Below are 23,293 nucleotides of genomic sequence, written 5' to 3' on the forward strand. Positions count from 1 at the left end.
GATCATGATCGATGGCCGCAACCTCGGGCTCGAAAAAAGGCACCGGCGTGGCCACCTATGCAGGGGCAATCGCAGAACTGCCTGCAAGATTTCTGGGAACCTATGGCGTGGATGTTCTCTATGGCAATCGCGCGCGCCTGGCATGTCGGATCTGATGAAAGAGATTGCTTTCTTCGACTCAAACACCCGCAACCGCTGTGGCAGGCGTTGTTCTGCATTGCGGCACGCTGCCAAAGAGTTTACCGACGTGGATACCGCTTATGTTTTCTTCAACCAGGGTGCCGATGGATACCGGCAAGGAAAATGACGGATAAAAAATCAAAAGTGCTGTTGGCCCTATTTCCGGCCTTGAGGGTTTTGCCGGCATTCCTCCAGGAAATGCGTTTGCTCTTTCGCGGCCTGCGCAAGATCGATCAGGTCGACGTGGAAGGCATGCTGCAAACCTATAGTCGCCATCTGGCCCGTGGCACCCCTGATAGAGATGGCCGCTGGGTACGCAAGATGCTGACAGCGCGGCGTTACGGGCGCTACTCTAATGTCATCATCTCGATGCTGGAAAGACCTTACCGCAATGTTCTTGAGGTCATTCAAGACTGGTTTCAGAAGCGATCAGAGGCGTTGGCACTTCAAATCTCGTTGATTACGAATTTCGGGAAGATCCGTCTCAGCCGCTTTGAGTCGAAGTATTTTGAAGACTTTACCTGGCGCACTCTGTTCGCAAAAACCTTGCCGGCCTCCGATTTTTCGCTCGTCGCGCCTGCGAACCACCGAGTCTGTTCCGTGCCCTGGAATACCCTGCACAGTGTGGGCTGAGCACGCGCAACTGGCGCCTCTATCCGAAATATCCTCGCCTTGACACCAGCGGCTTCGATGTTTTCATCGGCCAGACTCCGTATCCTGCCCGCATCGATAATCGCACCGCAATGGTCATCCGTTACCACGATGCGATTCCTGTGCTGATGCCCCACACGATTCCCAACAAATCGCGGCATCAGGCCACGCATTTTTATGCGTTGATGGACAATGTTCGATCCGGCGCCTGGTTTGCTTGTGTTTCCGAAGCGACCCGGCAGGACTTGCTCAGACTTTTCCCGGAAGCTGCCGAGCGGGCGATCACCCTGCATAACATGGTGTCGCATCACTATTTTAGGGAGGACTCGCCGTTTGAGCGGGTGCCTGGAATCATTCGGTCACGGCTCTATGTTTCAGATGCGAGTGGAAAAAGATGGATGGGCATGTGCCAGCGTTTTTTTTAACGCTGAGGGAGCAAGAAAACTTTTACAAGCGACTCTACGACAAGCCATTCAAATATTTTTTGATCGTTTCCACGGTTGAGCCGCGCAAAAACCATACGAGACTGCTCGCCGCCTGGGAAGTGATCAAGGCGGACATTGATCCGGATATCAAATTGGTCATTGTTGGGACCCTGGGCTGGGACTGTACATCTATCGTTAAAGGCTTTCAGAGCTGGATTGATCGTGGTGAACTGTTCATGCTCAACGCCATTCCGGCCCCTGATCTTCGCGTTCTCTACCGCCATGCCGCAGCCACGGTCTGCCCCAGTCTGGGTGAGGGCTTCGATTTCTCGGGTGTGGAATCGATGGCTAGCGGCGGCCTGACCATCGCCTCGGATATTCCCGTGCACTGCGAGATATACGACGATGCCGCCGAGTACTTCGATCCTTATTCCACCACGAGCCTGGTCCATGCGATCAAGAAAGTGCTGTATGACCAAGATGCGCCCGCGATACGCGCCAAGATGCAAAAGCGTGGCCAGAAATTGCTGCGCGCTACCAGCCCGAGGTGATTTTGCCGCAATGGGGTCTCTTTCTTAAACCGTGTAGTCTCCGTTAATTAGGGGTAGTGAATATTATGAAATCTTTATTTTCCAACTCAATGCGTACTCACGCCAAATCGGGTCTGACCCAAGAAGATGTCGTGACGGGGTTTCATATGATTTTGGGGCGAGGACCTGAAAGCAATGAAGTAGTAGAGGCCCACTTGTCACTGGGTTCTATTGAGAATCTTGGAAAGGCGCTGGTATCTAGCCAAGAGTTCGCTGCGAAGTATTCGCAAGCTCAATTTGCGACGACGTCTAAGTGGGTGGTGACCCCGGTGCTTGATAAGTATCTGATGTGGATTGACTTGCATGATCGATATGTATCTCATGGCTGCTTGAATGACGATTGGGAACCCGGTGAATCCGCTTTCTTTGCCAGCAGATTACATGAAGGCGATACAGTTTTGGATATTGGCGCCAATATCGGGTGGTTTACTTTGTTGGCAGCCAAACATGTAGGATCAACGGGAATAATTCATGCGTTTGAGCCAAGACCGACTACTTATAACATGCTTGCGAAGACTATTGCTCTGAATGGTCTGCGCTCATGTGTTCATCTTTGGGAATATGCGTTGTCAGACGAGGCTGGCGAACTCTCGATTAACTGGGGCACAAATACTGACAACCCCGGGGGGGCTTTTTGTTACAAGGGACGGATTGAGGCAACCGGGAATCGAGTCAGCGCGAGTCCGCGCTGTAAGACTCGACGATCTTCTTCCTGATATCGCACCAGACATCATTAAAATTGATGTCGAGGGGGCTGAACCCCTCGTTTTTGCCGGGGCAGCTAATGCGCTTAAAAGGCGCAAACCTGTCATTCTGAGTGAGTTATACCCTGATCAACTGGAGAGAGTTTCAGGAAAAACAGCGAGTCAGTATATCCGACAGATGGAAGAATACGGGTATGGGTGTTATCTCCTCGATGGATCAAAGCCCACCAAGCGGCTGAAGGATTTCCCACTTGAGCTTGGAAGGGACCTGGTTTCATGTGTATTTGAATGGAAAATGCAATAAACAGTAAATGAAAAATAAATGGGATCGGACACGATTATAGCTTACTCGGAACAATAATCCGAAATGGAAATATTGAATGAAAAACAAGATAAAAGAATGTGGGGGTTTATTTTTTTATTGCAATTTTGGCAGGCCTCCTCTCCGGCTGCGCCACCCCACCAGACTGGCTTCCCTCGTCCGGTCCCAGTCGCAAGCAGGTGGAGCAGCCGGTGCAGCGGGCCGATTCGCTGGTGCGGCTGATCGACGTGGATGATGGCGTGGCCAGGCGGCTGCTGGAGTCGGCGCAGCAGCAGCGCTTTTCGCAGTTGCTGGCGGGCAGCGGCGCGCGTGGCTATGCGGTGGGACCGGGTGATGTGCTGGAGGTGTCGATCTGGGAGGCGCCGCCAGCGCGCGGAGCTGCAGAAGTTCCTCAATATTCTGACTTCGTCGTTGTTCTCGGTGAGCAGTCTGGTGAATCTGGGAAATTAATTTTGTGTTAAGCTTCTTCCCATGAAACATGCCTATCGGAGATGGGAATGGAAACAGTGAATGTCAGTGGCCTGAAGAACAATCCCAGCGAGGCTTTGCGTCTGGCGCATCGCGACGTGGTGATCGTCATGAATCGCAACACGCCGGATGTGGTGATGGTCGGCATCGATTCCCTGGGGGTTCTGGATGCCAGCGGCGTCCGCCCGGCCTTGGCTACGGCCTTGTTCCGTGACGGAAATCTGTCGCTGGCGCGTTCTGCACATTTGGCCGGAATGCGCGTGTCGGAGTTTGCTTCGCATGTTTCCCGTCTGGGTATCCCCGTTGTCAGGTTGGAGGGGGGAGAGGCGGCACAGGATATGGAGACGCTGGACGAATGGCTCGCCTCGTCCTGACCGATGCCAGTCCATTGATTAGCCTGGCACGGCTGGATGGTTTGACGTGGCTGGGAGCTTTGTTTGGCGTGGTATGGATGCCTGACGAGGTTCGGCGGGAGGTGTTGTCGGGATCGGGCGCCGGCGACGAACAAGCGATTGGGGCTGCTGTAGCTGCGGGGTTTTTGCGCGTTTGGCCAGCGGCGACACCGGATGAACCGGATTTGCCAGACCTGGATGAGGGCGAATCTGCTTGCATTCGCATCGCCTTGTCTGGGGGAGAGGATGCCCTGCTCCTGATGGACGAACGTGCAGGCCGGGCTGTCGCAAATGAACATGGGTTGCGCGTAGCCGGTACGGCCGCGGTAATCGGGATGGCTAAGTCGCGTGGCCTGATTTCTTCGGCGAAGGGAGCGTTTTCCCGCCTGCATGATTCTGATTTTCGCATTTCGGCGGCTGTGATCGAGACGATACTGCGTCGGGTTGGGGAGTGAGACCCGGTATGCCGTCCCGTCCGCGGCAATTTTCGGTTTTGCCTGTGCGATTTCGTGTTGTGAGAATGGAAAGCTCAATTTCTGTTTCTCATATCGTGATGGGTGCCGACATGATCGAGCGTGACATTGTCGGTGAGTTGAAGCGGTCTGCCGTGGAATACCCAGAGGTCCAGATGTCCGAATGGTGGCCGAGGGTAATCCGACGATTTGGCGAGGCTGTGGGGGAGGAAGCGTCGACCGAGGGCTTCGTGCTTTTCAACCCAGATTGTCCATTAGCCACTTTGCAGCCCATGAATGATCGGCGGAGCGGAGGCATTGGCCCGCAGGCCGGCGAACCGGGCGCGTTTTCGGCGTGGCACGGAAAGTATCAGGCGGTTCCGGGCGGCATCTCTGTGCCAGAAGCCGCCGATGGCCAGCACCAGGCCATGCAGGGCGAAAAGCGTGTGCTGGATTCTGGGGCGCATCACGGCCTGACGGAACAGGCTCATCAGGTTGCAGGCCAGCATGGCAAAACCCAGCGCGGCTTCGGTGGCCCAGAAGTCACGCATGTTGAACGCATCCAGGCCAAAGTCCGCCTTCAGCTCCTTGATCCGGTTCTCACAGTCCGCCCGTCCTCGGTAGGTGCGCCACACCTCCACCCTCGGCAGATCGAGGCTGGTCACGAAAGCGCCATGGCGCCAGCCCTGGATGTCCGGATCGTCCGCGAACAGCGACAGTGTCTTGCCCGGCCGCAGCCAGAAATTGGCCACCCTCCGCGCCTCACTTGGACAATCTGGGTTGATATCCACCCGAACCAGATCCCGGTCGAGGGGTGCGCCACCCCGTCAACCGCAACCTCGGGCTTCTGCGGCGGCTGACGAATTGATTTTGTAAAAACCCTCTTGAGTAGAAAAATTGTTCCTGAAGACTGAAACACTATGACTCCCAAAAAACTTGCTCCCCGGTTTCTTGTAGTTTTTGCGCTAAGCCTCCTCTCCGGCTGCGCCACCCCACCAGACTGGCTTCCCTCATCCGGTCCCAGTCGCAAGCAGGTGGAGCAGCCGGTGCAGCGGGCTGATTCGCTGGTGCGGCTGATCGACGTGGATGATGCCGTGGCCAGGCGGTTGTTGGAGTCGGCGCAGCAGCAGCGCTTTTCGCAGTTGCTGGCGAGCAGCGGCGCGCGTGGCTATGCGGTGGGGCCGGGTGATGTGCTGGAGGTGTCGATCTGGGAGGCGCCGCCGGCGGCACTGTTTGGCGCGGCGGCGGTGGATCCGCGCATGGGCATGACATCGACGCGTGCTTCGGCCTTGCCGGAGCAGATGGTGGCGGCCGATGGCTCGATCAACGTGCCCTTTGCCGGCGCCGTGCCGGTGGCGGGCAAGTCGCCGCAGCAGATCGAAAGGGAGATCAGCCGTCGGCTGGCCGGCAAGGCCAATCAGCCGCAGGTGATGGTGCGGGTGATCCGCAATGCGACCTCGAATGTGACGGTGGTGGGTGAGGTGGCGCAGAGTGTGCGCATGCCGTTGACGGCGATGGGCGAACGGCTGCTGGATGCGATTGCCGCAGCGGGTGGCGTGCGGCAGCCGGTCAACAAGGTGACGGTGCAGCTCACCCGCGGGTCGACGGTCTATGCCATGCCGCTGGCGCGGGTGATCGAGTCGCCGCAAGAGAATGTGCCGTTGCGTGCGGGCGATGTGGTGACGGTGCACTTTCAGCCGCTCAGCTTCACCGTGCTGGGGGCCACCGGCAAGAACGAGGAGATCAACTTCGAGGCGCAGGGCATCTCGCTGGCGCAGGCGCTGGCGCGGGCCGGCGGCATGCAGGATGCGCGGGCCGATGCGCGCGGGGTCTTTCTCTTTCGCTTCGAAGATCCGGCCCTGTTTGCCGATGGACAGACCGGCCCGCGCACGCCCGATGGCCGGGTGCCGGTGGTCTATCGGCTGGACATGAAGAATCCGGCCTCGTTCTTGGTGGCGCAGAATTTTCCGGTGCACAACCGCGATGTGATGTATGTGGCCAATGCGCCGGGCGCCGAGTTGCAGAAGTTTCTCAACATGTTGACCTCGGTGGTGTTCACGGCCACGTCGCTCGGCAATCTCGGCAACTGATCGCTGGCGTTCCAGTGAGTGGGGTGTCAGCCGTGTTGCAGAAACAGTCCTGACGGTCGGAGGCACTTTTGCCCGCGCTGCTGATCGACATCACCCGGTTGCTCGACCGTCTGCTGCATGGGCGGTTGCCGACCGGGGTCGATCGGGTCAGCCTCGAGTATGTGCGTCATCTGGGCAAGGGGGCGCATGCGCTGGTGCGCTTTGGCGGACGTTGGCTCAGGCTGCCGCTGGCACCCTCGGCACGGCTGTTTGCCGCGCTGCTGGCCTGGGATGGCGAGAGGGCCGGGGCGATTCGCCGTCAGGTCGGCTGGGCCTATCTGCTGGGTGGGCGTGAACGGGTGAGCGGGCACTGCCTGCTCAACAGCGGCCACAGTGGGCTGGATGATCCGCATTACGCACGCGAGGTGCGCCGCCATGGCCTGCGGCCGCTCTATTTTCTGCATGACCTGATCCCGCTCACCCATCCGGAGTATTGCCGCCCCGGCGAGGCGGCAAAGCACGCTGTGCGTCTGCACACCATGCTCTGCACTGCTGAGGGGCTGCTGCTCAACTCCGCAGCAACTGCGCAGTCGCTGCATGACCATGCCGAGCGTGTCGGATGGGCGGTTCCACCCACTCTGATCGTGCCGCTGGCGCCGGCGTGCCTGCCGCCGCCATCGGCTGAACCACCGCTGCGACAGCCCTATTTCGTCATGCTGGGGACGATCGAGCCGCGCAAGAACCATCTGCTGCTGCTGCAACTGTGGCGGCAGTTGGCGCAGGAGCTGGGGGGTGATTGTCCACGGCTGATCCTGATTGGCCAGCGTGGCTGGGAGTGCGAGCAGGTGGTCGATCTGCTGGAGCGCTGTGAACCGGTTCGGGCACATGTGCAGGAGATTCCAGCCTGCGGCGATGCCGAGCTGTCGAGCTGGCTGCGCCATGCGCGGGCCTTGCTGTTTCCCTCCTTTGCCGAAGGCTACGGCCTGCCGCTGGTCGAGGCGCTGGCGCTGGGCACGCCGGTGATTGCCAGCGACCTGCCGGCATTCAGAGAGGTCGCGGGCGACATTCCCGATTTCCTGAGTCCGCTCGACGGTCTGGGCTGGCGTGACGCGCTGCTCGACTATCTGCATCCCGCGAGTGGCCGACGGGCGGCGCAGCTTGCCCGACTGCGCCACTTCGAGGTGGCGGGGTGGCAGGCCCACTTCAGCCGGGTGCGCAGCTTCATGGCGGGGCTGGCCCTTGGCTGACCGGCTCTTCGACCCCGCCGCCGGCGAGATCGTCGCCTTCGGTTTTGCGTTCTACAAACGAAGCACGTTGCGCGACTTCTTTGCGCCACGGCCGGTGCGCCATGTCCGGCATGTCGACAGTATCATGCCGGGCAGCACGGTCGCGGTGTGGGGGGCGACGCCACTGCCGGCGGCGCTGGAGCGCGGTTGCCGGGTGGTGCGGCTCGAAGATGGCTTCTTGCGTTCGGTTGGGCTGGGGGCCGATCTGATCCGGCCACTGTCGTGGGTCGTTGATCAGCGCGGTATCTACTTCGATGCAACGCGCCCGTCCGACCTCGAGCATCTGCTGCAACACCATGATTTTTCAACCGATCTGCTGGAGCGTGCGGCGCGGCTGCGGCAGCGCATCGTGCAGGCCGGTCTGACCAAGTACAACGTCGGCGCGTGCGGCTGGCGCCGGCCGCCGGGCGCGCGGCGGGTGGTGCTGGTGCCGGGGCAGGTGGAGACCGATGCGTCGATCGCTCTGGGTGCCGGGCAGCTTCGCACCAATCTGGCACTGCTGCGGCAGGTGCGTGCCGCCTGTCCGCAGGCCCATCTGCTCTACAAGCCGCATCCCGATGTGGTGGCCGGCCTGCGGCTGCCCGGCGAGCAGGAGTCACAGGCACTGCACCATTGCGACGAGGTGGTGGCCGATGTGCCGATGGCGGCGCTGCTCGATCAGGTGGATGAGGTGCATCTGCTCACCTCGCTGACCGGCTTCGAGGCACTGCTGCGCGGCAAGCCGGTCACCTGTCATGGCCAGCCCTTCTATGCCGGCTGGGGTCTGACCGAGGATGTCACGCCTCATGCGCGGCGCGGCCGGCGCCGGTCGCTGGATGAGCTGGTGGCCGCTGCACTGATTCTCTATCCCCGGTATTTGAGCCCGCATGATGGCAGCGTGATCACGCCCGAAGCAGCGGTGGATCAACTGGTTGCGCTGCGGCAGCAGGGTGGTGACCGATCCGGTTGGCGAAGCTGGCTGCTGCGGCCGCTGCTGCGCGCTCTGGCGCATATCGAGGATGGCGCCAGAAGGAGGCAGGGATGATCCGGGTGCGGCTGCACGACTCGATCGATGAGCTGGAGCCGGCGCAGTGGGATGCGCTGCTGGCCGGGCGCTCGATCACCTTCTCGCACGCCTTCTGGCGCATCATCGAGCAGTCGCAGCTCAATGACTTTCACTACCGCCATCTGCTGTTCGTGGATGACGATGAGCAGCCGGTGGGCCTGGCGACCTTCTATCGGGTGACCACCGACATCGCCATCTTTGCGCCGCCCTGGCTGCGGCGCGCGCTGGGTGCGGTGCGGCGGATGTTCCCCAACTTTCTCAAGCTGCGGATGCTGGAGTGTGGCACGCCGATCATCCTCAACAGCCCGCCGGCGCTGCTCCACCCCGATCTGCCAGCCGATGAGGTGATCGAGGTGCTGCACCGGACGCTGATGCGCCATGCACGTGACGAAGGGGTGCTGCTGCTGGTTCTGCGCGATTTCGAGCGCAATGCGCAGCCGTGGCTCGGCCCGTTGCGACGGCAGGGTTACCATCTGGTCGATGGGCTGCCAAACAGCTACCTCGATATCCGCTGGCGCGATGTCGCCGACTACCGGGCGGCGCTGAAGAGCTACTATCGCAGCAAGATCAACAACCATCTGCGCAAGAATGCCGAGTTGCAGGTCTGGCACGATCTGATCGACGACTTTGCGCCCCTGGCCGATGCGCTCTGCCGTCAGTGGCTCACCGTTCATGCGCGTGCCAACGAGTTCCAGCGCGAGGTGCTGACGCCCACCTTCTACCGCGAACTGGCGCTGCGGATGGGTGGACGGGCCAAGGTGCTGCGTCTGTTCCGCGGGCGGGACTGGATCGGCCATGCGCTGCTGCTGCACGATGGCGACACGCTGCGCTGGCTCTACTTCGGCCGTGATGAACCGGTGAATGACAGCCTCTATCTCTACGTCACCCAGGCGGTGATCCAGACCGCCATCGAGCTGGGGGTGGCGCGTCTGGAGCTGGGGCTGACCACCTATCCGATCAAGCAGGATGCCGGGGCGCGGCTCGAGCCGATCCAGTTCGCGGTGCGCTGCCGCTGGGGGCTGTTCAATCCGCTGGTCGGCAGGCTCTATGGGCTGTTCAACAAACCGGCCAGAATCCAGGACAAACAGGTGTTCAAGGCCGGGCAGGAGCCACAGCCATGAGGGCGGAGGCCAAGGCCGCTGCCGTGCCGCCATGCGCTGCCCACTATCCGGGCGTGCGGGTGGCGGTGACCGGCGCCAGCGGCTTCATTGGTGGGCAGCTGGCCCGGCGGCTGGTGCAGCTCGATGCCCGGGTGACGCTGCTGGTGCGTGACCCGGAGCGGCTCGACCCGCTGCTGCGGCAGCGGTGCGAACTGGTGCCGGGCGATTTGCTCGACCGTGCAGCGGTCGAGCAGCTGCTGCATGGCGCGACCTTGGTGTTCCACTGCGCCGCCAATGTGGCGACCTGGGATCGCTGGCCGGCCTACCAGGCCGCCAATGTGCAGGGGGTCGAGATGTTGCTGAGCGTGCTGGCGGCGAACCCTGCGGCACTGAGGCGGCTGGTCCATCTCTCCACCATGGATGTCTACGGCTTCCCCGCGCAGCCGGCCAGCGAGTCCGCGCCACTGCGACCGCTGCCTTTTGGCTATGGCGAGAGCAAGCGGCAGGGCGAGCTGCGGGTTCGCCAGCAGTGTGAACGGCATGGGCTGGGCCATGTGGTGATCAGACCGGGCAACATCATCGGCCCCGGCAGCCCCTTCATCCGCCGCATCGGCCAGGCATTGAGGTCGGGCGTGATGCTGGAGGTGAACCGGGGGGCGGCCCATGCCGGGCTGATGGATGTCGACAACCTGATCGATCTGCTGATCTGGGCGGCGGTTGCACCAGGTGCCGACCAGCAACTGCTCAATGCCCGTGATCCGTGGGCGGTGAGCTGGGGAGAGTTTCTGCGCGATCTGCGCGCCGCGTTGCCGGTGCGGGGGCGACTGCTCAATCTGGATCGGCGCACGGCGATGGGGCTGGCGCGGCTGTGCGGTGCGCTGCACCGGCGGTTGCATCTGCGTGGCGAGCCGCTGCTGCATCCGCTGATCGTCGAGATTTTCGGCAGGAGCTGCGGCCATTCGATCGAGACGCTGAACGCCCTCGCGGCGCCGATCGGACGGATCGACTATCAACAGAGCCTGCGGCGGTCGGTCGACTGGCTGCTGGCAACGGCAGGCGGCTGAGTCCGGCGGCCGGCGGATGGAGCCCTCGATGCAGCGCCACTTTCTGTTCCTGCAGGGGATGCCGTGCGACTTCATGCGCCGGGTCGGCGATGCATTGCAGATGCGTGGCCACCGGGTCAGCCGCATCAACCTCTGCTTTGCCGACTGGCTGTTCTGGCATGACCGGCGTGCGCTCGGCTACCGTGGGCGGCTGGCGCAGTGGCCGGCGTTTCTGCGCGAGTTCCTGCAGCGGCAGGCGGTGACCGATCTGGTGCTGCTGGGCGAGCAGCGCAAATACCACCGCGAGGCGGTGGCGCTGGCGCAGTCGCTGAACATTCGCGTCATGGTGACTGACTTCGGCTACTTTCGGCCGGACTGGATCACGCTGGAGCCCAACGGCATGGGCGCGCAGTCGACGATGCCCAAAGATCCGGCCGTGATCAGGCAACTGGCCGCTGAACTGCCCGAAATCGACTTCACGCCATGCCATCTCGACAGCAGCCTGCGCATGGCGCTCGGCGATCTGGCCGGCAGCTTTGGCAACCTGCTGGGCTGGATGGGCTACCCACACTATCGCCAGTCGGATGAGCGGCCCCATCCGCTGCTCTACTTTCCGGCGATGGGCTGGAGTCTGCTGCGCGAGCGCTCGAGAACCCGGCAGGCGCAACGGGATTTTGCGCGGTTGCAGCGGCGTGGACGGCCGTTCTTCGTCTTCGCGCTGCAACTCGACCACGATTTTCAGATTCGCGCCTATTCGCCCTTTGCCGGCATGGAGCAGGCGCTGGATCAGGTGCTGCACTCCTTTGCCCGCCATGCGCCGGAGCAGTGCGAGCTGCTGATCAAGACCCACCCCTGGGATCCGGGGCTGATTCGCTGGAGCAGCGTGATTGCCCGGCAGGCGAGGGCGCTCGCGCTGGGCGATCGCGTCCATCTGCTGCAAGGAGGCTCACTCGATCAGATGATGGCCGATGCACAGGGCATGGTGACGGTCAACAGCACCGCCGGTTTGCAGGCGCTGCGGCTGCAGAAGCCGGTACAGGTGCTGGGCAGCGCGGTCTACGACATTGCCGGGTTGACCCATCAGGCAGGGCTCGATCGCTTCTGGATGGCGCCCGGCGCGCCCGATCCGCTGTTGCTCGATGCCTTCATCAGGCTGCTGGTGCAGCGGACCCAGCTCAGAGGGGTCTTTTTTGCGCCGTCCGCGCAACATGGCGCGGTCATCGACCGCTTTGCCGAGCGGCTGCTGAGCCTGCCCCCGGCATAGTGCGCGACATTCAGCCCGGCGGCCAGCGCATCTGCCGTCCGGCCAGCAGGTGCAAATGGATGTGGTAGACGCTCTGCCCCCCCTGCTGGTTGCAGTTGAACAGCGTGCGAAAGCCGGTGTCGGCAAAACCGAGCCGCTTGGCCAACTGGGTGGCGGTCTGGATCATCCGCCCCATCAGCAGCGTGTCGTCCGCTTCCAGATCATTCAGCGTGGTGATGTGCCGGCGCGGAATCAGCAGGATGTGCTGCGGCGCCTGCGGATTGATGTCGTTGAAGGCGACGATCTCGTCATCCTCGTGAACGAGCTGGGTGGAGATTTCGCCGCTGGCGATCTTGCAGAACAGGCAGTTCATGGTGGGGTTCCGATGTCGAGGGTGGTCTGGCCTGACGGGGTGCTGCCAGTCACTGGCCATGCTGTGAGAAAATGGCGCAAATCCTATCACAGTGCCGTGACCGCCAGGCGTGGCACGAACCGGCGCTGCCGACCTTCACTCCGAGCGGACTCCATGACCTTGCAGCAGTGCTGTGATGACTGCCCATTTCCATTCAGCCATGACTGAACCGCAGTCCGGCGACGCACGCTGGATGGCGCTGGCACTCGAACTGGCCGCGCAGGCCGCTGCCGTCGGCGAGGTGCCGGTGGGTGCGGTGGTGGTGCGCGAGGGCCAGGTGATCGGCACCGGTTTCAATCAGGTGATCACCACGGCCGATCCCACCGCCCATGCCGAGGTGGTGGCGCTGCGGATGGCGGCGCGGCAACTGGGCAACTACCGCCTGCCCGGCAGCAGCCTCTATGTCACCATCGAGCCCTGTTCGATGTGTGCCGGAGCACTGGTGCATGCGCGGGTGGGGCGGTTGATCTACGGTGCGCGCGAGCCACGGCAGGGAGCGGTGGTCTCGACCCTCGGCGTGCTCGACAACCCTGCACTCAACCACCGGGTTCACTTTCAGGAGGGGCTGATGGCCGAACAGGCCGGTGCGCTCCTGACCCAATTCTTTCGTGCCCGCCGTCTGCGTGGCCGAGCCACGACTCTTGACCAGGAGATGACCGAATGATGATCGAGTTGACGACCACCGAGGCGCTTTCGCCCTTTCGACTGCGCCGGCTCGTCGAGCGTTTGCAGCAACGACAGGAGCTGGTCACCGGCTGCGCGACCCACCACCTCTATCTGGTGCAGAGCGCCCGGCCGCTCGATGCCGACGAATCGGCACGGCTGGCGGCACTGCTCGAGGCTACGCCGGCGGTGGCCTCCTCGGCGGCGCAGGAGCTGATCGTCGTGCCCCGTTTCGGCACCCTGTCGGCCTGGTCGAGCAAGGCGACCGACATCGCCCACAACTGTGGCCTCGGCGCCATCCAGCGCATCGAGCGGGCACTGGTCTACCGCATCGACAGCCGCCATCGACTCGAACCGCAGCAGTGGCAGCAACTGCTGCCGTTGCTGCATGACCGCATGACCCAGCAGGTGCTGTTCGATCGCGATGAACTGGCGCAATTGTTCAGCCAAGCGCAGGCGCCTACCTTCACCACCATCGACCTGCTGGGGGCCGGTCGCGCTGCGCTGGTGCAGGCCAACGGCGCCCTGGGGCTGGCATTGGCCGAAGAGGAGATCGACTACCTGGTCACGGCTTTTCAGCAACTTGGACGCAATCCGAGCGATGTCGAGCTGATGATGTATGCCCAGGCCAATTCGGAGCATTGCCGTCACAAGATTTTCAATGCCGAATGGGTGATCGATGGCGAGACGCAGCCGCTGTCGCTGTTCGGCATGATCCGCAACACCCATGCACGGCACCCGGCCGGCGTGCTCAGCGCCTATGCCGACAACGCGGCGGTGATCGAAGGGGGCAGCGGCGGACGCTTCTTTCCCGATCCGCACAGCCACCGCTACCAGAGCCACCAGGAGCCGATTCACATCCTGATGAAGGTCGAGACCCACAACCATCCGACCGCGATCGCGCCCCATCCGGGCGCCGCCACCGGCGCGGGCGGCGAGATTCGTGACGAAGGGGCGGTGGGGCTGGGCGCCAAACCCAAGGCCGGCCTGACCGGCTTCACGGTCTCCAACCTGCGCATTCCCGGCTTCGAACAGCCGTGGGAGGTGTTCCACTACGGCCGACCGGCACGCATCGCCTCGCCGCTGGAGATCATGGTCGATGGTCCACTGGGTGGCGCGGCCTTCAACAACGAATTTGGCCGGCCCAACCTGCTGGGCTACTTCCGCACCTTCGAGCAGCAGCTGGAGACGCGATACCACGGCTACCACAAGCCGATCATGCTGGCCGGTGGACTGGGCAACATCCGTGCACAGCATGTGCAGAAGCAGCCCTATCCGGCCGGAACCCGGCTGGTGGTGCTGGGTGGCCCGGCGATGCTGATCGGGCTGGGAGGGGGTGCCGCCTCGTCCGTGGCCTCGGGCGCCAGCGATGCCGAGCTCGATTTCGCCTCGGTGCAGCGCGACAACCCCGAGATGCAACGTCGCTGTCAGGAGGTGATCGACCGCTGCTGGCAGCTGGGCGACGAGAATCCGATCGCCTTCATCCATGACGTCGGCGCCGGCGGGCTCTCCAATGCCCTGCCCGAGCTGATCAAGGATGGCGGACGCGGTGGACACTTCGATCTGCGTGCCGTGCCCAGCGCCGAGCCGGGCCTCTCGCCGCTGGAGATCTGGTGCAACGAGGCGCAGGAGCGCTATGTGCTGGCGATACCGGCCGAGCGGCTCGAGCGGTTCGTCGCCATCTGCCGGCGCGAGCGCTGTCCCCATGCCGTCGTCGGCGAGGCGACCGAAGCACAGCAGTTGACGCTGGAAGATGGTCAGTTCGGCAACCGGCCGGTCGATCTGCCGCTGTCACTGCTGTTCGGCAACTCGCCGAAGATGCGTCGTGCCATCACCCGCCAGCCACATTCGTTGCCACCGCTGCGGTTAGAGGGCGTGAAGCTGGATGACGCCATCGAACGACTGCTGCGGCTGCCGAGCGTGGCCAGCAAGCAGTTTCTGATCACCATCGGTGATCGCAGCGTCACCGGGCTGGTGGCGCGCGACCAGATGGTTGGCCCCTGGCAGGTGCCGGTCAGTGACCTGGCCGTCACCGCCGCCAGCTTCGACGGTTACCGTGGCGAGGCGATGGCGATGGGCGAACGCACGCCGCTGGCGCTGATCGATGCCCCCGCCTCGGGCCGCATGGCGGTGGGTGAGGCAATCACCAACATCGCCGCGGCACGCATCGACAGGCTCGGCGACATCAAACTCTCGGCCAACTGGATGGCGGCTGCCGGCGAGGCCGGTGAGGACGAAAAGCTGTTCGACACCGTGCGTGCAGTGGGGATGGAGCTCTGCCCGGCGCTCGGCATCGCCATCCCGGTCGGCAAGGATTCGCTGTCGATGCGCACCCAGTGGCGCGAGGCCGAAGCCGATAAAAAGGTGGTCTCGCCGCTGTCGCTGATCGTGAGCGCCTTCGCGCCGGTCACCGACATCCGCCACACCCTGACCCCACAGCTCGACACCGGCACGCCGAGCGAGCTGTGGCTGATCGATCTGGGAGCCGGTCGCAACCGGCTCGGGGCCTCCGCGCTGGCGCAGGTCTATGGCCAGGTGGGCAGCGAGGGGCCCGATCTCGATCAGCCGGCACGGCTGAGTGCCTTTTTTGCGGCCATCCAGCAGCTCAATCGGGCCGGTCTGCTGCTCGCCTACCATGACCGCTCCGATGGTGGACTCTTCGTCACCCTGGCCGAGATGGCCTTTGCCGCCCGCACCGGCCTGCGGATCGAGCTCGATCGGCTGATCAAGCGCGAGGATGAGCTGTTGCCGGCGCTCTTTGCCGAGGAGCTGGGCGCCGTCATCCAGCTGCGCGACAGTGATCGGGAGGCGGTCACCAGGCTGCTCGAACAGCACCAGCTGCTGGCGCTGACCCATCCGGTGGCCAGCGTTGCCAGCGATGGCTGGCTGGAGATCCGGCACCAGGGCCACTGCCTCTATCGGCAGCGGCGCAGTCGGCTGCAGCAGCTCTGGGCCGAGACCAGCCACCGCATCCAGGCGCTGCGAGACAACAGCGACTGTGCCGATGAGGAGTTTGCCGCCATTACCGATGAGCAGGATCCAGGTCTGACGGTGTGGCCCAGCTTCGACAGCGCGACCAACCCGGCGCTGCCCTATCTCAATCTGGGTGCCCGCCCGCGGGTGGCGATCCTGCGCGAGCAGGGGGTGAATGGCCAGGTCGAGATGGCGGCCGCCTTCGACCGGGCCGGCTTCGATGCCATCGATCTGCACATGAGCCAGCTCATCGCTGGCGAAACCACGTTGGCCGACTTCAAGGGGTTGGTGGCCTGCGGTGGCTTTTCCTATGGCGACGTGCTGGGTGCCGGTCAGGGCTGGGCCAGAAGCATCCTCTACAACGTGCGGGCGCGGGAGCAGTTCGCCGCTTTTTTCGCGCGCGTCGACAGCTTCTCGCTCGGTGTCTGCAACGGCTGTCAGATGATGTCCGGCCTCAAGAGTCTCATTCCCGGTGCCGACCACTGGCCGAGATTCCTGCGCAACCGCTCCGAACAGTTCGAGGCGCGGCTGGTACTGGTCCGGGTTGAAGCGTCGCCCGCCATTCTGTTTCGCGACATGGCGGGCTCCATCCTGCCGATCACCGTGGCGCATGGCGAGGGGCGGGCGGTGTTCAGTGACGATGGCATGCAGCAGGCGAGCGAATCGGCCAAAACGGTGGCCCTGCGCTACGTCGACCATGACCAGCGAGTGACGGAGCGCTATCCATTCAACCCCAATGGCTCGCCAGCGGGCATCACCGCGCTCACCAGCATCGACGGCCGCGCCACCATCATGATGCCGCACCCGGAGCGGCTGTTCCGCGTCTCGCAGCACTCCTGGTTCCCCAGCCGCGATGGTGAAGCCGCCCCTTGGCTGCGGATGTTCCAGAACGCGCGGGCCTGGGTCGTATGATTTTTCAATCAGCGCTTAAAAACCTCTTGCCACGACTGGATTGGTCCGTATAATGCGCTGCTCTGACGGTTGCTGAGGGCGGCCGTGATCTTTAAGAGATTGGATCAAGCAATACGTGTGGGCGCTTTTACGGGTGTCGAGGACACCTGATAAGAGCGTACTCGTTGAACATTTGAGTTTGATGAAAGTATGTTCTGAGCAGACAGTGGTGCTTCGCTGAAGTTTGGCGGAGTGCTGCGAAGAGATGAAATAACTGAAGAGTTTGATCATGGCTCAGATTGAACGCTGGCGGCAGGCCTAACACATGCAAGTCGAACGGCAGCACAGAAGAGCTTGCTCTTTGGGTGGCGAGTGGCGGACGGGTGAGTAACACGTAGGAATCTACCCAGTAGTGGGGGATAACCTGGGGAAACCCAGGCTAATACCGCATACGCCCTGAGGGGGAAAGCGGGGGATCTTCGGACCTCGCGCTATTGGATGAGCCTGCGTCGGATTAGCTAGTTGGTGGGGTAAGGGCTCACCAAGGCGACGATCCGTAGCTGGTCTGAGAGGATGACCAGTCACACCGGAACTGAGACACGGTCCGGACTCCTACGGGAGGCAGCAGTGGGGAATATTGGACAATGGGCGCAAGCCTGATCCAGCCATGCCGCGTGGGTGAAGAAGGCCTTCGGGTTGTAAAGCCCTTTAGGTGGGGAGGAAGGCATTCATGCTAATACCATGGATGATTGACGTTACCCACAGAATAAGCACCGGCTAACTCCGTGCCAGCAGCCGCGGTAATACGGAGGGTGCAAGCGTTAATCGGAATTACTGGGCGTAAAGCGCACGTAGGCGGTTTGACAAGTGGGATGTGAAAGCCCTGGGCTCAACCTGGGAACTGCATCCCAAACTGTCAGGCTAGAGTATGGTAGAGGGGGGCGGAATTCCCGGTGTAGCGGTGAAATGCGTAGAGATCGGGAGGAACATCAGTGGCGAAGGCGGCCCCCTGGACTGATACTGACGCTGAGGTGCGAAAGCGTGGGGATCAAACAGGATTAGATACCCTGGTAGTCCACGCTGTAAACGATGAGAACTGGCCGTCGGGCCCTTCGGGGTTTGGTGGCGTAGCTAACGCGCTAAGTTCTCCGCCTGGGGAGTACGGCCGCAAGGCTAAAACTCAAATGAATTGACGGGGGCCCGCACAAGCGGTGGAGTATGTGGTTTAATTCGATGCAACGCGCAGAACCTTACCTGGCCTTGACATCCACGGAACTTTCCAGAGATGGATTGGTGCCTTCGGGAACCGTGAGACAGGTGCTGCATGGCTGTCGTCAGCTCGTGTCGTGAGATGTTGGGTTAAGTCCCGCAACGAGCGCAACCCTTGTCCTTAGTTGCCAGCACGTAATGGTGGGAACTCTAAGGAGACTGCCGGTGACAAACCGGAGGAAGGTGGGGATGACGTCAAGTCATCATGGCCCTTACGGCCAGGGCTACACACGTACTACAATGGTGGGGACAGAGGGCTGCAAACTCGCGAGAGCCAGCCAATCCCAGAAACCCCATCTCAGTCCGGATCGGAGTCTGCAACTCGACTCCGTGAAGTCGGAATCGCTAGTAATCGCAGATCAGCAATGCTGCGGTGAATACGTTCCCGGGCCTTGTACACACCGCCCGTCACACCATGGGAGTGGGTTGCACCAGAAGTAGCTAGTCTAACCTTCGGGAGGACGGTTACCACGGTGTGATTCATGACTGGGGTGAAGTCGTAACAAGGTAGCCGTATCGGAAGGTGCGGCTGGATCACCTCCTTAAACGAATCCTTGAGCCTGTATCAGCGCTCACAACGTATTGCTTGATCGAAGATTTCGGTTCTTTCTGATGGAAGATCGCGGGTCAATCTGGGTCTGTAGCTCAGGTGGTTAGAGCGCACCCCTGATAAGGGTGAGGCCGGAGGTTCGAGTCCTCCCAGACCCACCAGATGGCGCAGGGGTGCGGCGTGCGTGCGCATCGGGTCGACCGGGGCCGTAGCTCAGCTGGGAGAGCGCCTGCCTTGCACGCAGGAGGTCAGGAGTTCGATCCTCCTCGGCTCCACCACCTGATGAGAGCGCCTGGGAAGAAGACTGAAATCACAGATAGAGAAGAGAGAACGGCGGATTTCCTGAGTCCATCGTTCTCTGTCCTCTGGCAGAACGCTCTTTAACAATCTGGCTATGACGAATCACGCGAATCGGGCTTGCGCGAGCAGGTTTGATTGGCGTTGAGTGTGACTCAAGCGATAGGATTCTGAATGTATGTGTGTCACTGACCGAGACCTCTTGGGGTTATATGGTCAAGTGAACAAGCGCACAGGGTGGATGCCTTGGCAGCTGGAGGCGATGAAGGACGTGGAAGCCTGCGATAAGCTTCGGGGAGCTGGCAAACAAGCTTTGATCCGGAGATGTCCGAATGGGGAAACCCACTCAGGAAAACCTGAGTATCGCACACTGAATCCATAGGTGTGCGAGGCGAACCCGGGGAACTGAAACATCTAAGTACCCGGAGGAAAAGAAATCAACCGAGATTCCCTTAGTAGCGGCGAGCGAACGGGGATTAGCCCTTAAGTTGGCATTGTTCTAGTGGAACCCTCTGGAAAGTGGGGCCATAGCGGGTGACAGCCCCGTACACGAAAGGGCATTGCCGATGAAAACGAGTAGGTCGGGACACGTGGTATCCTGATTGAAGATGGGGGGACCATCCTCCAAGGCTAAATACTCCCAGCTGACCGATAGTGAACCAGTACCGTGAGGGAAAGGCGAAAAGAACCCCGGAGAGGGGAGTGAAATAGACCCTGAAACCCTGTGCGTACAAGCAGTGGGAGCCTGTCTGCGGACGGGTGACTGCGTACCTTTTGTATAATGGGTCAGCGAGTTATTCTCAGTGGCGAGGTTAACCGTATAGGGGAGGCGTAGCGAAAGCGAGTCTTAATAGGGCGTTAGTCGCTGGGAATAGACCCGAAACCGGGCGATCTATCCATGGGCAGGTTGAAGGTTGGGTAACACCGACTGGAGGCCCGAACCGAAATCTGTTGAAAAAGATTCGGATGAGTTGTGGATCGGAGTGAAAGGCTAATCAAGCTCGGAGATAGCTGGTTCTCCTCGAAAGCTATTTAGGTAGCGCCTCATGTATCACTGCTGGGGGTAGAGCACTGTTTCGGCTAGGGGGTCATCCCGACTTACCAAACCGATGCAAACTCCGAATACCAGGAAGTGTCAGCGAGGGAGACAGACGGCGGGTGCTAACGTCCGTCGTCAAAAGGGAAACAACCCAGACCGCCAGCTAAGGTCCCCAAGTGACAGTTAAGTGGGAAACGATGTGGGAAGGCACAGACAGCCAGGAGGTTGGCTTAGAAGCAGCCATCCTTTAAAGAAAGCGTAATAGCTCACTGGTCGAGTCGGCCTGCGCGGAAGATATAACGGGGCTCAAACTGTCCACCGAAGCTGCGGACTTGGCATTGCCAAGTGGTAGAGGAGCGTTCTGTAGGCCGATGAAGGTGAGTCGAGAGGCTTGCTGGAGGTATCAGAAGTGCGAATGCTGACATGAGTAACGACAAAGGGGGTGAAAAACCCCCTCGCCGAAAGACCAAGGGTTCCTGTCCAACGTTAATCGGGGCAGGGTGAGTCGGATCCTAAGGTGAGGCCGAAAGGCGTAATCGATGGCAAACAGGTTAATATTCCTGTACCGCTCGTTGCTGCGATGGAGTGACGGAGAAGGCTAGGCCAGCCTGGCGTTGGTAGTCCAGGTTTAAGCGAGTAGGGAGTGTGCTTAGGCAAATCCGGGCGCACAATCCTGAGACGTGATGACGATCCCTCCACGGAGGGAGAAGTGGTTGATGCCCTGCTTCCAGGAAAAACTTCTAAGCTTCAGGCAACGAGAGGCCGTACCCCAAACCGACACAGGTGGTCGGGTAGAGAATACCAAGGCGCTTGAGAGAACTCGGGTGAAGGAACTAGGCAAAATGGTACCGTAACTTCGGGAGAAGGTACGCCGCTTTGATGGTGAAGTCCCTTGCGGATGGAGCTGAGGAGGTCGCAGATACCAGGTGGCTGCGACTGTTTATTAAAAACACAGCACTCTGCAAACTCGTAAGAGGACGTATAGGGTGTGACGCCTGCCCGGTGCCGGAAGGTTAATTGATGGGGTTAGCGTAAGCGAAGCTCTTGATCGAAGCCCCGGTAAACGGCGGCCGTAACTATAACGGTCCTAAGGTAGCGAAATTCCTTGTCGGGTAAGTTCCGACCTGCACGAATGGCGTAACGATGGCCACACTGTCTCCACCCGAGACTCAGTGAAATTGAAATCGCTGTGAAGATGCAGTGTACCCGCGGCAAGACGGAAAGACCCCGTGAACCTTTACTATAGCTTTACACTGGACTTTGACCTGACTTGTGTAGGATAGGTGGGAGGCTTTGAAGCCGGGACGCCAGTTCTGGTGGAGCCAACCTTGAAATACCACCCTGGTCATGTCGGGGTTCTAACCTGGGCCCGTAATCCGGGTCGAGGACAGTGTCTGGTGGGTAGTTTGACTGGGGCGGTCTCCTCCCAAAGAGTAACGGAGGAGCGCGAAGGTGGGCTAAGCATGGTCGGACATCATGCGGTTAGTGCAAAGGCATAAGCCCGCTTAACTGCGAGACGGACAAGTCGAGCAGGTGCGAAAGCAGGTCTTAGTGATCCGGTGGTTCTGTATGGAAGGGCCATCGCTCAACGGATAAAAGGTACTCCGGGGATAACAGGCTGATACCGCCCAAGAGTTCATATCGACGGCGGTGTTTGGCACCTCGATGTCGGCTCATCACATCCTGGGGCTGTAGCCGGTCCCAAGGGTATGGCTGTTCGCCATTTAAAGTGGTACGCGAGCTGGGTTTAGAACGTCGTGAGACAGTTCGGTCCCTATCTGTCGTGGGCGTTGGAGATTTGAGGGGAGCTGCTCCTAGTACGAGAGGACCGGAGTGGACGTTCCTCTGGTGTTCCGGTTGTCACGCCAGTGGCATTGCCGGGTAGCTATGTACGGACGGGATAACCGCTGAAAGCATCTAAGCGGGAAGCCCACCCCAAGATGAGATCTCCCTGGAGCCGTGAGCTCCCTGAAGGGCCCTGGAAGACCACCAGGTTGATAGGCGGGGTGTGTAAGCGCTGTGAGGCGTTGAGCTAACCCGTACTAATTGCCCGTGAGGCTTGACCATATAACACCCAAGAAGTCTGGGTGACACACCGAAGAAAGAATCCGATCGAGTCACACCGTCATGGCCGGCCCACCCCAGGGTGGGAGAATCTGGCTTGCACCAAGCAAGCCGTCAGTTTGCCTGACGACCATAGAGCATTGGTACCACCTGATCCCATTCCGAACTCAGAAGTGAAACGATGCATCGCCGATGGTAGTGTGGGGTCTCCCCATGTGAGAGTAGGTCATCGTCAGGCTCCCAAAAAACAAAAGCCCCGCTTCAACAACGGGGCTTTTGTTTTTGGAGTGGAAAATAGGCCACTAAAACAGCTACGACTCCATATCGAAACTGGAGTGACCATGTTTCGGTGTGGAGCGATTCTGCGCGAGGATACGGCAGATGCCCAGTCAGGCGAACCGCCATCGCTGTGAGATTGTCGAGGTCGAGTGTTTGGGCGCCACCCGCCGGGTGATCTTGCGGCCTGAATCGCTCACTGGTTTCGATTTTATGGCCGGACAGTATGCGCAGATCGGACTTTCGGGCGGCCGCTGGTGTCCGTTCTCGATCGCCAATCCACCGCACCAGACTGATCACCTCGAACTGCACATTCGCATCTCGGCCGATTCCGCGGATTCGCTGGAGATCGAACGGCTGATCGAACGGCGCGAACCGCTGCTGGTGGAACTGCCGTTTGGCGACTGTCTGCTCGACGCCCTCCCAGACCGGCCGACGCTGTTCATAGCTGCCGGCACCGGTTTTGCCCAGATGAAGTCGCTGGTCGAGCACTGCCTTCACTGGCGCTGCCAGTCGCCACTGTATCTCTACTGGGGGGCCTACCACCCCCACGATCTCTATCTGGAACCCCTGCCGCGGAGATGGCAGAAGGAACATCCACTGTTTCGCTATCAAGCGACGCTGTTTGGCCCCGATGCACGCTGGCAGGGCCGCAGGGGGCTGCTTCACGAGGTGATTGCGGAGGATTTCTCGTCACTTGCGGGGATGGAGGTCTATCTGAGCGGATCACCGGGGATGGTCTACGGCACCTTGGATGCGCTGTTGCCACTGAGGCTTCAGCCTGAACAGTGCCACGCCGATGCATTCGCCTATGCACCGCGTGAATGGTCGGGGTGGCAGCGGCGATGAATTCGTTCAGGTAGGATAGTTGCCGATACTGGGCAACTGT

General features: G+C 61.0%; 21 protein-coding genes, 2 tRNA genes and 3 rRNA genes. 24 read left to right on the top strand and 2 right to left on the bottom strand.

Features of this window, described 5'->3' with window-relative positions; translation table 11 throughout:
- Positions 1 to 11: 11 nt before the first annotated feature.
- The 10 genes from H7A13_08945 to H7A13_08990 all read left to right on the top strand — a co-directional run bounded on the left by H7A13_08945 (position 12) and on the right by H7A13_08990 (position 4,187).
- Complete coding sequence (locus H7A13_08945; GenBank protein MCP5333468.1) at positions 12 to 155, top strand: hypothetical protein; 144 nt, start codon at positions 12 to 14, stop codon at positions 153 to 155.
- Positions 155 to 307 carry a hypothetical protein gene (locus H7A13_08950; protein MCP5333469.1) on the top strand — a complete coding sequence of 51 codons (153 nt, stop codon included), beginning with the start codon at positions 155 to 157 and terminating at the stop codon, positions 305 to 307. The genes H7A13_08945 and H7A13_08950 overlap by 1 nt, the downstream gene beginning before the upstream one ends.
- Complete coding sequence (locus H7A13_08955) at positions 304 to 813, top strand: hypothetical protein (GenBank protein ID MCP5333470.1); 510 nt, start codon at positions 304 to 306, stop codon at positions 811 to 813. The genes H7A13_08950 and H7A13_08955 overlap by 4 nt, the downstream gene beginning before the upstream one ends.
- A 110-nt stretch (positions 814 to 923) precedes the next feature.
- A complete protein-coding gene (locus H7A13_08960) occupies positions 924 to 1,256 on the top strand; it encodes a hypothetical protein (GenBank protein MCP5333471.1) in 333 nt (110 codons plus the stop codon).
- Complete coding sequence (locus H7A13_08965; protein ID MCP5333472.1) at positions 1,226 to 1,807, top strand: glycosyltransferase; 582 nt, start codon at positions 1,226 to 1,228, stop codon at positions 1,805 to 1,807. The genes H7A13_08960 and H7A13_08965 overlap by 31 nt, the downstream gene beginning before the upstream one ends.
- A gap of 65 nt (positions 1,808 to 1,872) precedes the next feature.
- Positions 1,873 to 2,562 carry an FkbM family methyltransferase gene (locus H7A13_08970; protein ID MCP5333473.1) on the top strand — a complete coding sequence of 230 codons (690 nt, stop codon included), beginning with the start codon at positions 1,873 to 1,875 and terminating at the stop codon, positions 2,560 to 2,562.
- Positions 2,498 to 2,854: an FkbM family methyltransferase gene (locus H7A13_08975; protein ID MCP5333474.1), complete on the top strand. Its 357-nt coding sequence runs from the start codon at positions 2,498 to 2,500 to the stop codon at positions 2,852 to 2,854. The genes H7A13_08970 and H7A13_08975 overlap by 65 nt, the downstream gene beginning before the upstream one ends.
- 209 nt (positions 2,855 to 3,063) lie before the next feature.
- Positions 3,064 to 3,333 carry a hypothetical protein gene (locus H7A13_08980; protein ID MCP5333475.1) on the top strand — a complete coding sequence of 90 codons (270 nt, stop codon included), beginning with the start codon at positions 3,064 to 3,066 and terminating at the stop codon, positions 3,331 to 3,333.
- 36 nt (positions 3,334 to 3,369) lie between these two features.
- Positions 3,370 to 3,714 (top strand): UPF0175 family protein, encoded by a 345-nt coding sequence (locus H7A13_08985; GenBank protein MCP5333476.1) that lies wholly within the window; start codon positions 3,370 to 3,372, stop codon positions 3,712 to 3,714.
- On the top strand, positions 3,696 to 4,187 hold the full coding sequence (locus H7A13_08990; protein ID MCP5333477.1) for a DUF3368 domain-containing protein: 492 nt from the start codon (positions 3,696 to 3,698) through the stop codon (positions 4,185 to 4,187). Before H7A13_08985 ends, H7A13_08990 begins: the two co-directional genes overlap by 19 nt.
- Positions 4,188 to 4,459: 272 nt before the next feature.
- Here H7A13_08990 and H7A13_08995 read toward each other — a convergent pair whose 3' ends face one another.
- On the bottom strand, positions 4,460 to 4,936 hold the full coding sequence (locus H7A13_08995) for a transposase (protein ID MCP5333478.1): 477 nt from the start codon (positions 4,934 to 4,936) through the stop codon (positions 4,460 to 4,462).
- Between the two features lie 168 nt (positions 4,937 to 5,104).
- Between H7A13_08995 and H7A13_09000 the strand changes: the two genes are divergently transcribed.
- From H7A13_09000 to H7A13_09025, 6 genes are all read left to right on the top strand, one after another.
- Complete coding sequence (locus tag H7A13_09000) at positions 5,105 to 6,274, top strand: polysaccharide biosynthesis/export family protein (GenBank protein MCP5333479.1); 1,170 nt, start codon at positions 5,105 to 5,107, stop codon at positions 6,272 to 6,274.
- 77 nt (positions 6,275 to 6,351) lie between these two features.
- Positions 6,352 to 7,500, top strand: coding sequence for a glycosyltransferase family 4 protein (locus H7A13_09005; protein ID MCP5333480.1), 1,149 nt, complete (start codon positions 6,352 to 6,354; stop codon positions 7,498 to 7,500).
- A gap of 124 nt (positions 7,501 to 7,624) precedes the next feature.
- Positions 7,625 to 8,563, top strand: a complete 939-nt coding sequence (locus H7A13_09010; GenBank protein ID MCP5333481.1) for a beta-3-deoxy-D-manno-oct-2-ulosonic acid transferase — start codon at positions 7,625 to 7,627, stop codon at positions 8,561 to 8,563.
- On the top strand, positions 8,560 to 9,705 hold the full coding sequence (locus H7A13_09015) for a GNAT family N-acetyltransferase (protein ID MCP5333482.1): 1,146 nt from the start codon (positions 8,560 to 8,562) through the stop codon (positions 9,703 to 9,705). The genes H7A13_09010 and H7A13_09015 overlap by 4 nt, the downstream gene beginning before the upstream one ends.
- Positions 9,702 to 10,748: an NAD(P)-dependent oxidoreductase gene (locus H7A13_09020; GenBank protein ID MCP5333483.1), complete on the top strand. Its 1,047-nt coding sequence runs from the start codon at positions 9,702 to 9,704 to the stop codon at positions 10,746 to 10,748. The genes H7A13_09015 and H7A13_09020 overlap by 4 nt, the downstream gene beginning before the upstream one ends.
- 28 nt (positions 10,749 to 10,776) lie before the next feature.
- On the top strand, positions 10,777 to 11,991 hold the full coding sequence (locus H7A13_09025) for a capsular biosynthesis protein (protein MCP5333484.1): 1,215 nt from the start codon (positions 10,777 to 10,779) through the stop codon (positions 11,989 to 11,991).
- Between the two features lie 10 nt (positions 11,992 to 12,001).
- On the opposite strand, the gene H7A13_09030 is transcribed toward H7A13_09025, so the two are convergent.
- Positions 12,002 to 12,343 (bottom strand): histidine triad nucleotide-binding protein, encoded by a 342-nt coding sequence (locus H7A13_09030; GenBank protein MCP5333485.1) that lies wholly within the window; start codon positions 12,341 to 12,343, stop codon positions 12,002 to 12,004.
- A gap of 199 nt (positions 12,344 to 12,542) precedes the next feature.
- On the opposite strand from H7A13_09030, the gene tadA reads away from it, so the two are divergent.
- The 8 genes from tadA (at position 12,543) to H7A13_09070 (ending at position 23,253) form a co-directional block, all read left to right on the top strand.
- Entirely contained in the window at positions 12,543 to 13,046 is a 504-nt protein-coding gene (gene tadA / locus H7A13_09035) for a tRNA adenosine(34) deaminase TadA (protein ID MCP5333486.1), read from the top strand.
- Positions 13,046 to 16,930, top strand: a complete 3,885-nt coding sequence (gene purL / locus H7A13_09040; GenBank protein ID MCP5333487.1) for a phosphoribosylformylglycinamidine synthase — start codon at positions 13,046 to 13,048, stop codon at positions 16,928 to 16,930. The genes tadA and purL overlap by 1 nt, the downstream gene beginning before the upstream one ends.
- Before the next feature lie 250 nt (positions 16,931 to 17,180).
- Positions 17,181 to 18,724: ribosomal RNA gene (locus H7A13_09045) — 16S ribosomal RNA — on the top strand.
- Positions 18,725 to 18,812: 88 nt separating this feature from the next.
- Positions 18,813 to 18,889 (top strand) — tRNA-Ile (locus H7A13_09050).
- 41 nt (positions 18,890 to 18,930) lie between these two features.
- A tRNA-Ala gene (locus tag H7A13_09055) sits at positions 18,931 to 19,006 on the top strand.
- A 226-nt stretch (positions 19,007 to 19,232) separates the two neighbouring features.
- A 23S ribosomal RNA gene (locus tag H7A13_09060) occupies positions 19,233 to 22,152 on the top strand.
- 98 nt (positions 22,153 to 22,250) lie between these two features.
- A 5S ribosomal RNA gene (gene rrf / locus H7A13_09065) occupies positions 22,251 to 22,366 on the top strand.
- The 16S, 23S and 5S rRNA genes sit together here with 2 tRNA genes alongside, the layout of an rRNA operon.
- 143 nt (positions 22,367 to 22,509) lie before the next feature.
- Positions 22,510 to 23,253 (top strand): NAD(P)H-flavin reductase, encoded by a 744-nt coding sequence (locus H7A13_09070; GenBank protein ID MCP5333488.1) that lies wholly within the window; start codon positions 22,510 to 22,512, stop codon positions 23,251 to 23,253.
- Positions 23,254 to 23,293: the final 40 nt, after the last annotated feature.

This window comes from Pseudomonadales bacterium (assembly GCA_024234215.1).
In the GTDB taxonomy this organism is placed as follows: domain Bacteria; phylum Pseudomonadota; class Gammaproteobacteria; order Pseudomonadales; family UBA5862; genus JACKOQ01.

Coding starts and splice junctions, on each gene's coding strand:
- H7A13_08945 (MCP5333468.1), top strand. CDS start 12: ATGGCCGCAACCTCGGGCTCGAAAAAAGGCACCGGCGTGGCCACCTAT.
- H7A13_08950 (MCP5333469.1), top strand. CDS start 155: ATGAAAGAGATTGCTTTCTTCGACTCAAACACCCGCAACCGCTGTGGC.
- H7A13_08955 (MCP5333470.1), top strand. CDS start 304: ATGACGGATAAAAAATCAAAAGTGCTGTTGGCCCTATTTCCGGCCTTG.
- H7A13_08960 (MCP5333471.1), top strand. CDS start 924: ATGGTCATCCGTTACCACGATGCGATTCCTGTGCTGATGCCCCACACG.
- H7A13_08965 (MCP5333472.1), top strand. CDS start 1,226: ATGGATGGGCATGTGCCAGCGTTTTTTTTAACGCTGAGGGAGCAAGAA.
- H7A13_08970 (MCP5333473.1), top strand. CDS start 1,873: ATGAAATCTTTATTTTCCAACTCAATGCGTACTCACGCCAAATCGGGT.
- H7A13_08985 (MCP5333476.1), top strand. CDS start 3,370: ATGGAAACAGTGAATGTCAGTGGCCTGAAGAACAATCCCAGCGAGGCT.
- H7A13_08990 (MCP5333477.1), top strand. CDS start 3,696: ATGGCTCGCCTCGTCCTGACCGATGCCAGTCCATTGATTAGCCTGGCA.
- H7A13_09000 (MCP5333479.1), top strand. CDS start 5,105: ATGACTCCCAAAAAACTTGCTCCCCGGTTTCTTGTAGTTTTTGCGCTA.
- H7A13_09010 (MCP5333481.1), top strand. CDS start 7,625: ATGCCGGGCAGCACGGTCGCGGTGTGGGGGGCGACGCCACTGCCGGCG.
- H7A13_09015 (MCP5333482.1), top strand. CDS start 8,560: ATGATCCGGGTGCGGCTGCACGACTCGATCGATGAGCTGGAGCCGGCG.
- H7A13_09020 (MCP5333483.1), top strand. CDS start 9,702: ATGAGGGCGGAGGCCAAGGCCGCTGCCGTGCCGCCATGCGCTGCCCAC.
- H7A13_09025 (MCP5333484.1), top strand. CDS start 10,777: ATGCAGCGCCACTTTCTGTTCCTGCAGGGGATGCCGTGCGACTTCATG.
- H7A13_09030 (MCP5333485.1), bottom strand. CDS start 12,343: ATGAACTGCCTGTTCTGCAAGATCGCCAGCGGCGAAATCTCCACCCAG.
- tadA (MCP5333486.1), top strand. CDS start 12,543: ATGACTGAACCGCAGTCCGGCGACGCACGCTGGATGGCGCTGGCACTC.
- purL (MCP5333487.1), top strand. CDS start 13,046: ATGATCGAGTTGACGACCACCGAGGCGCTTTCGCCCTTTCGACTGCGC.
- H7A13_09070 (MCP5333488.1), top strand. CDS start 22,510: ATGCCCAGTCAGGCGAACCGCCATCGCTGTGAGATTGTCGAGGTCGAG.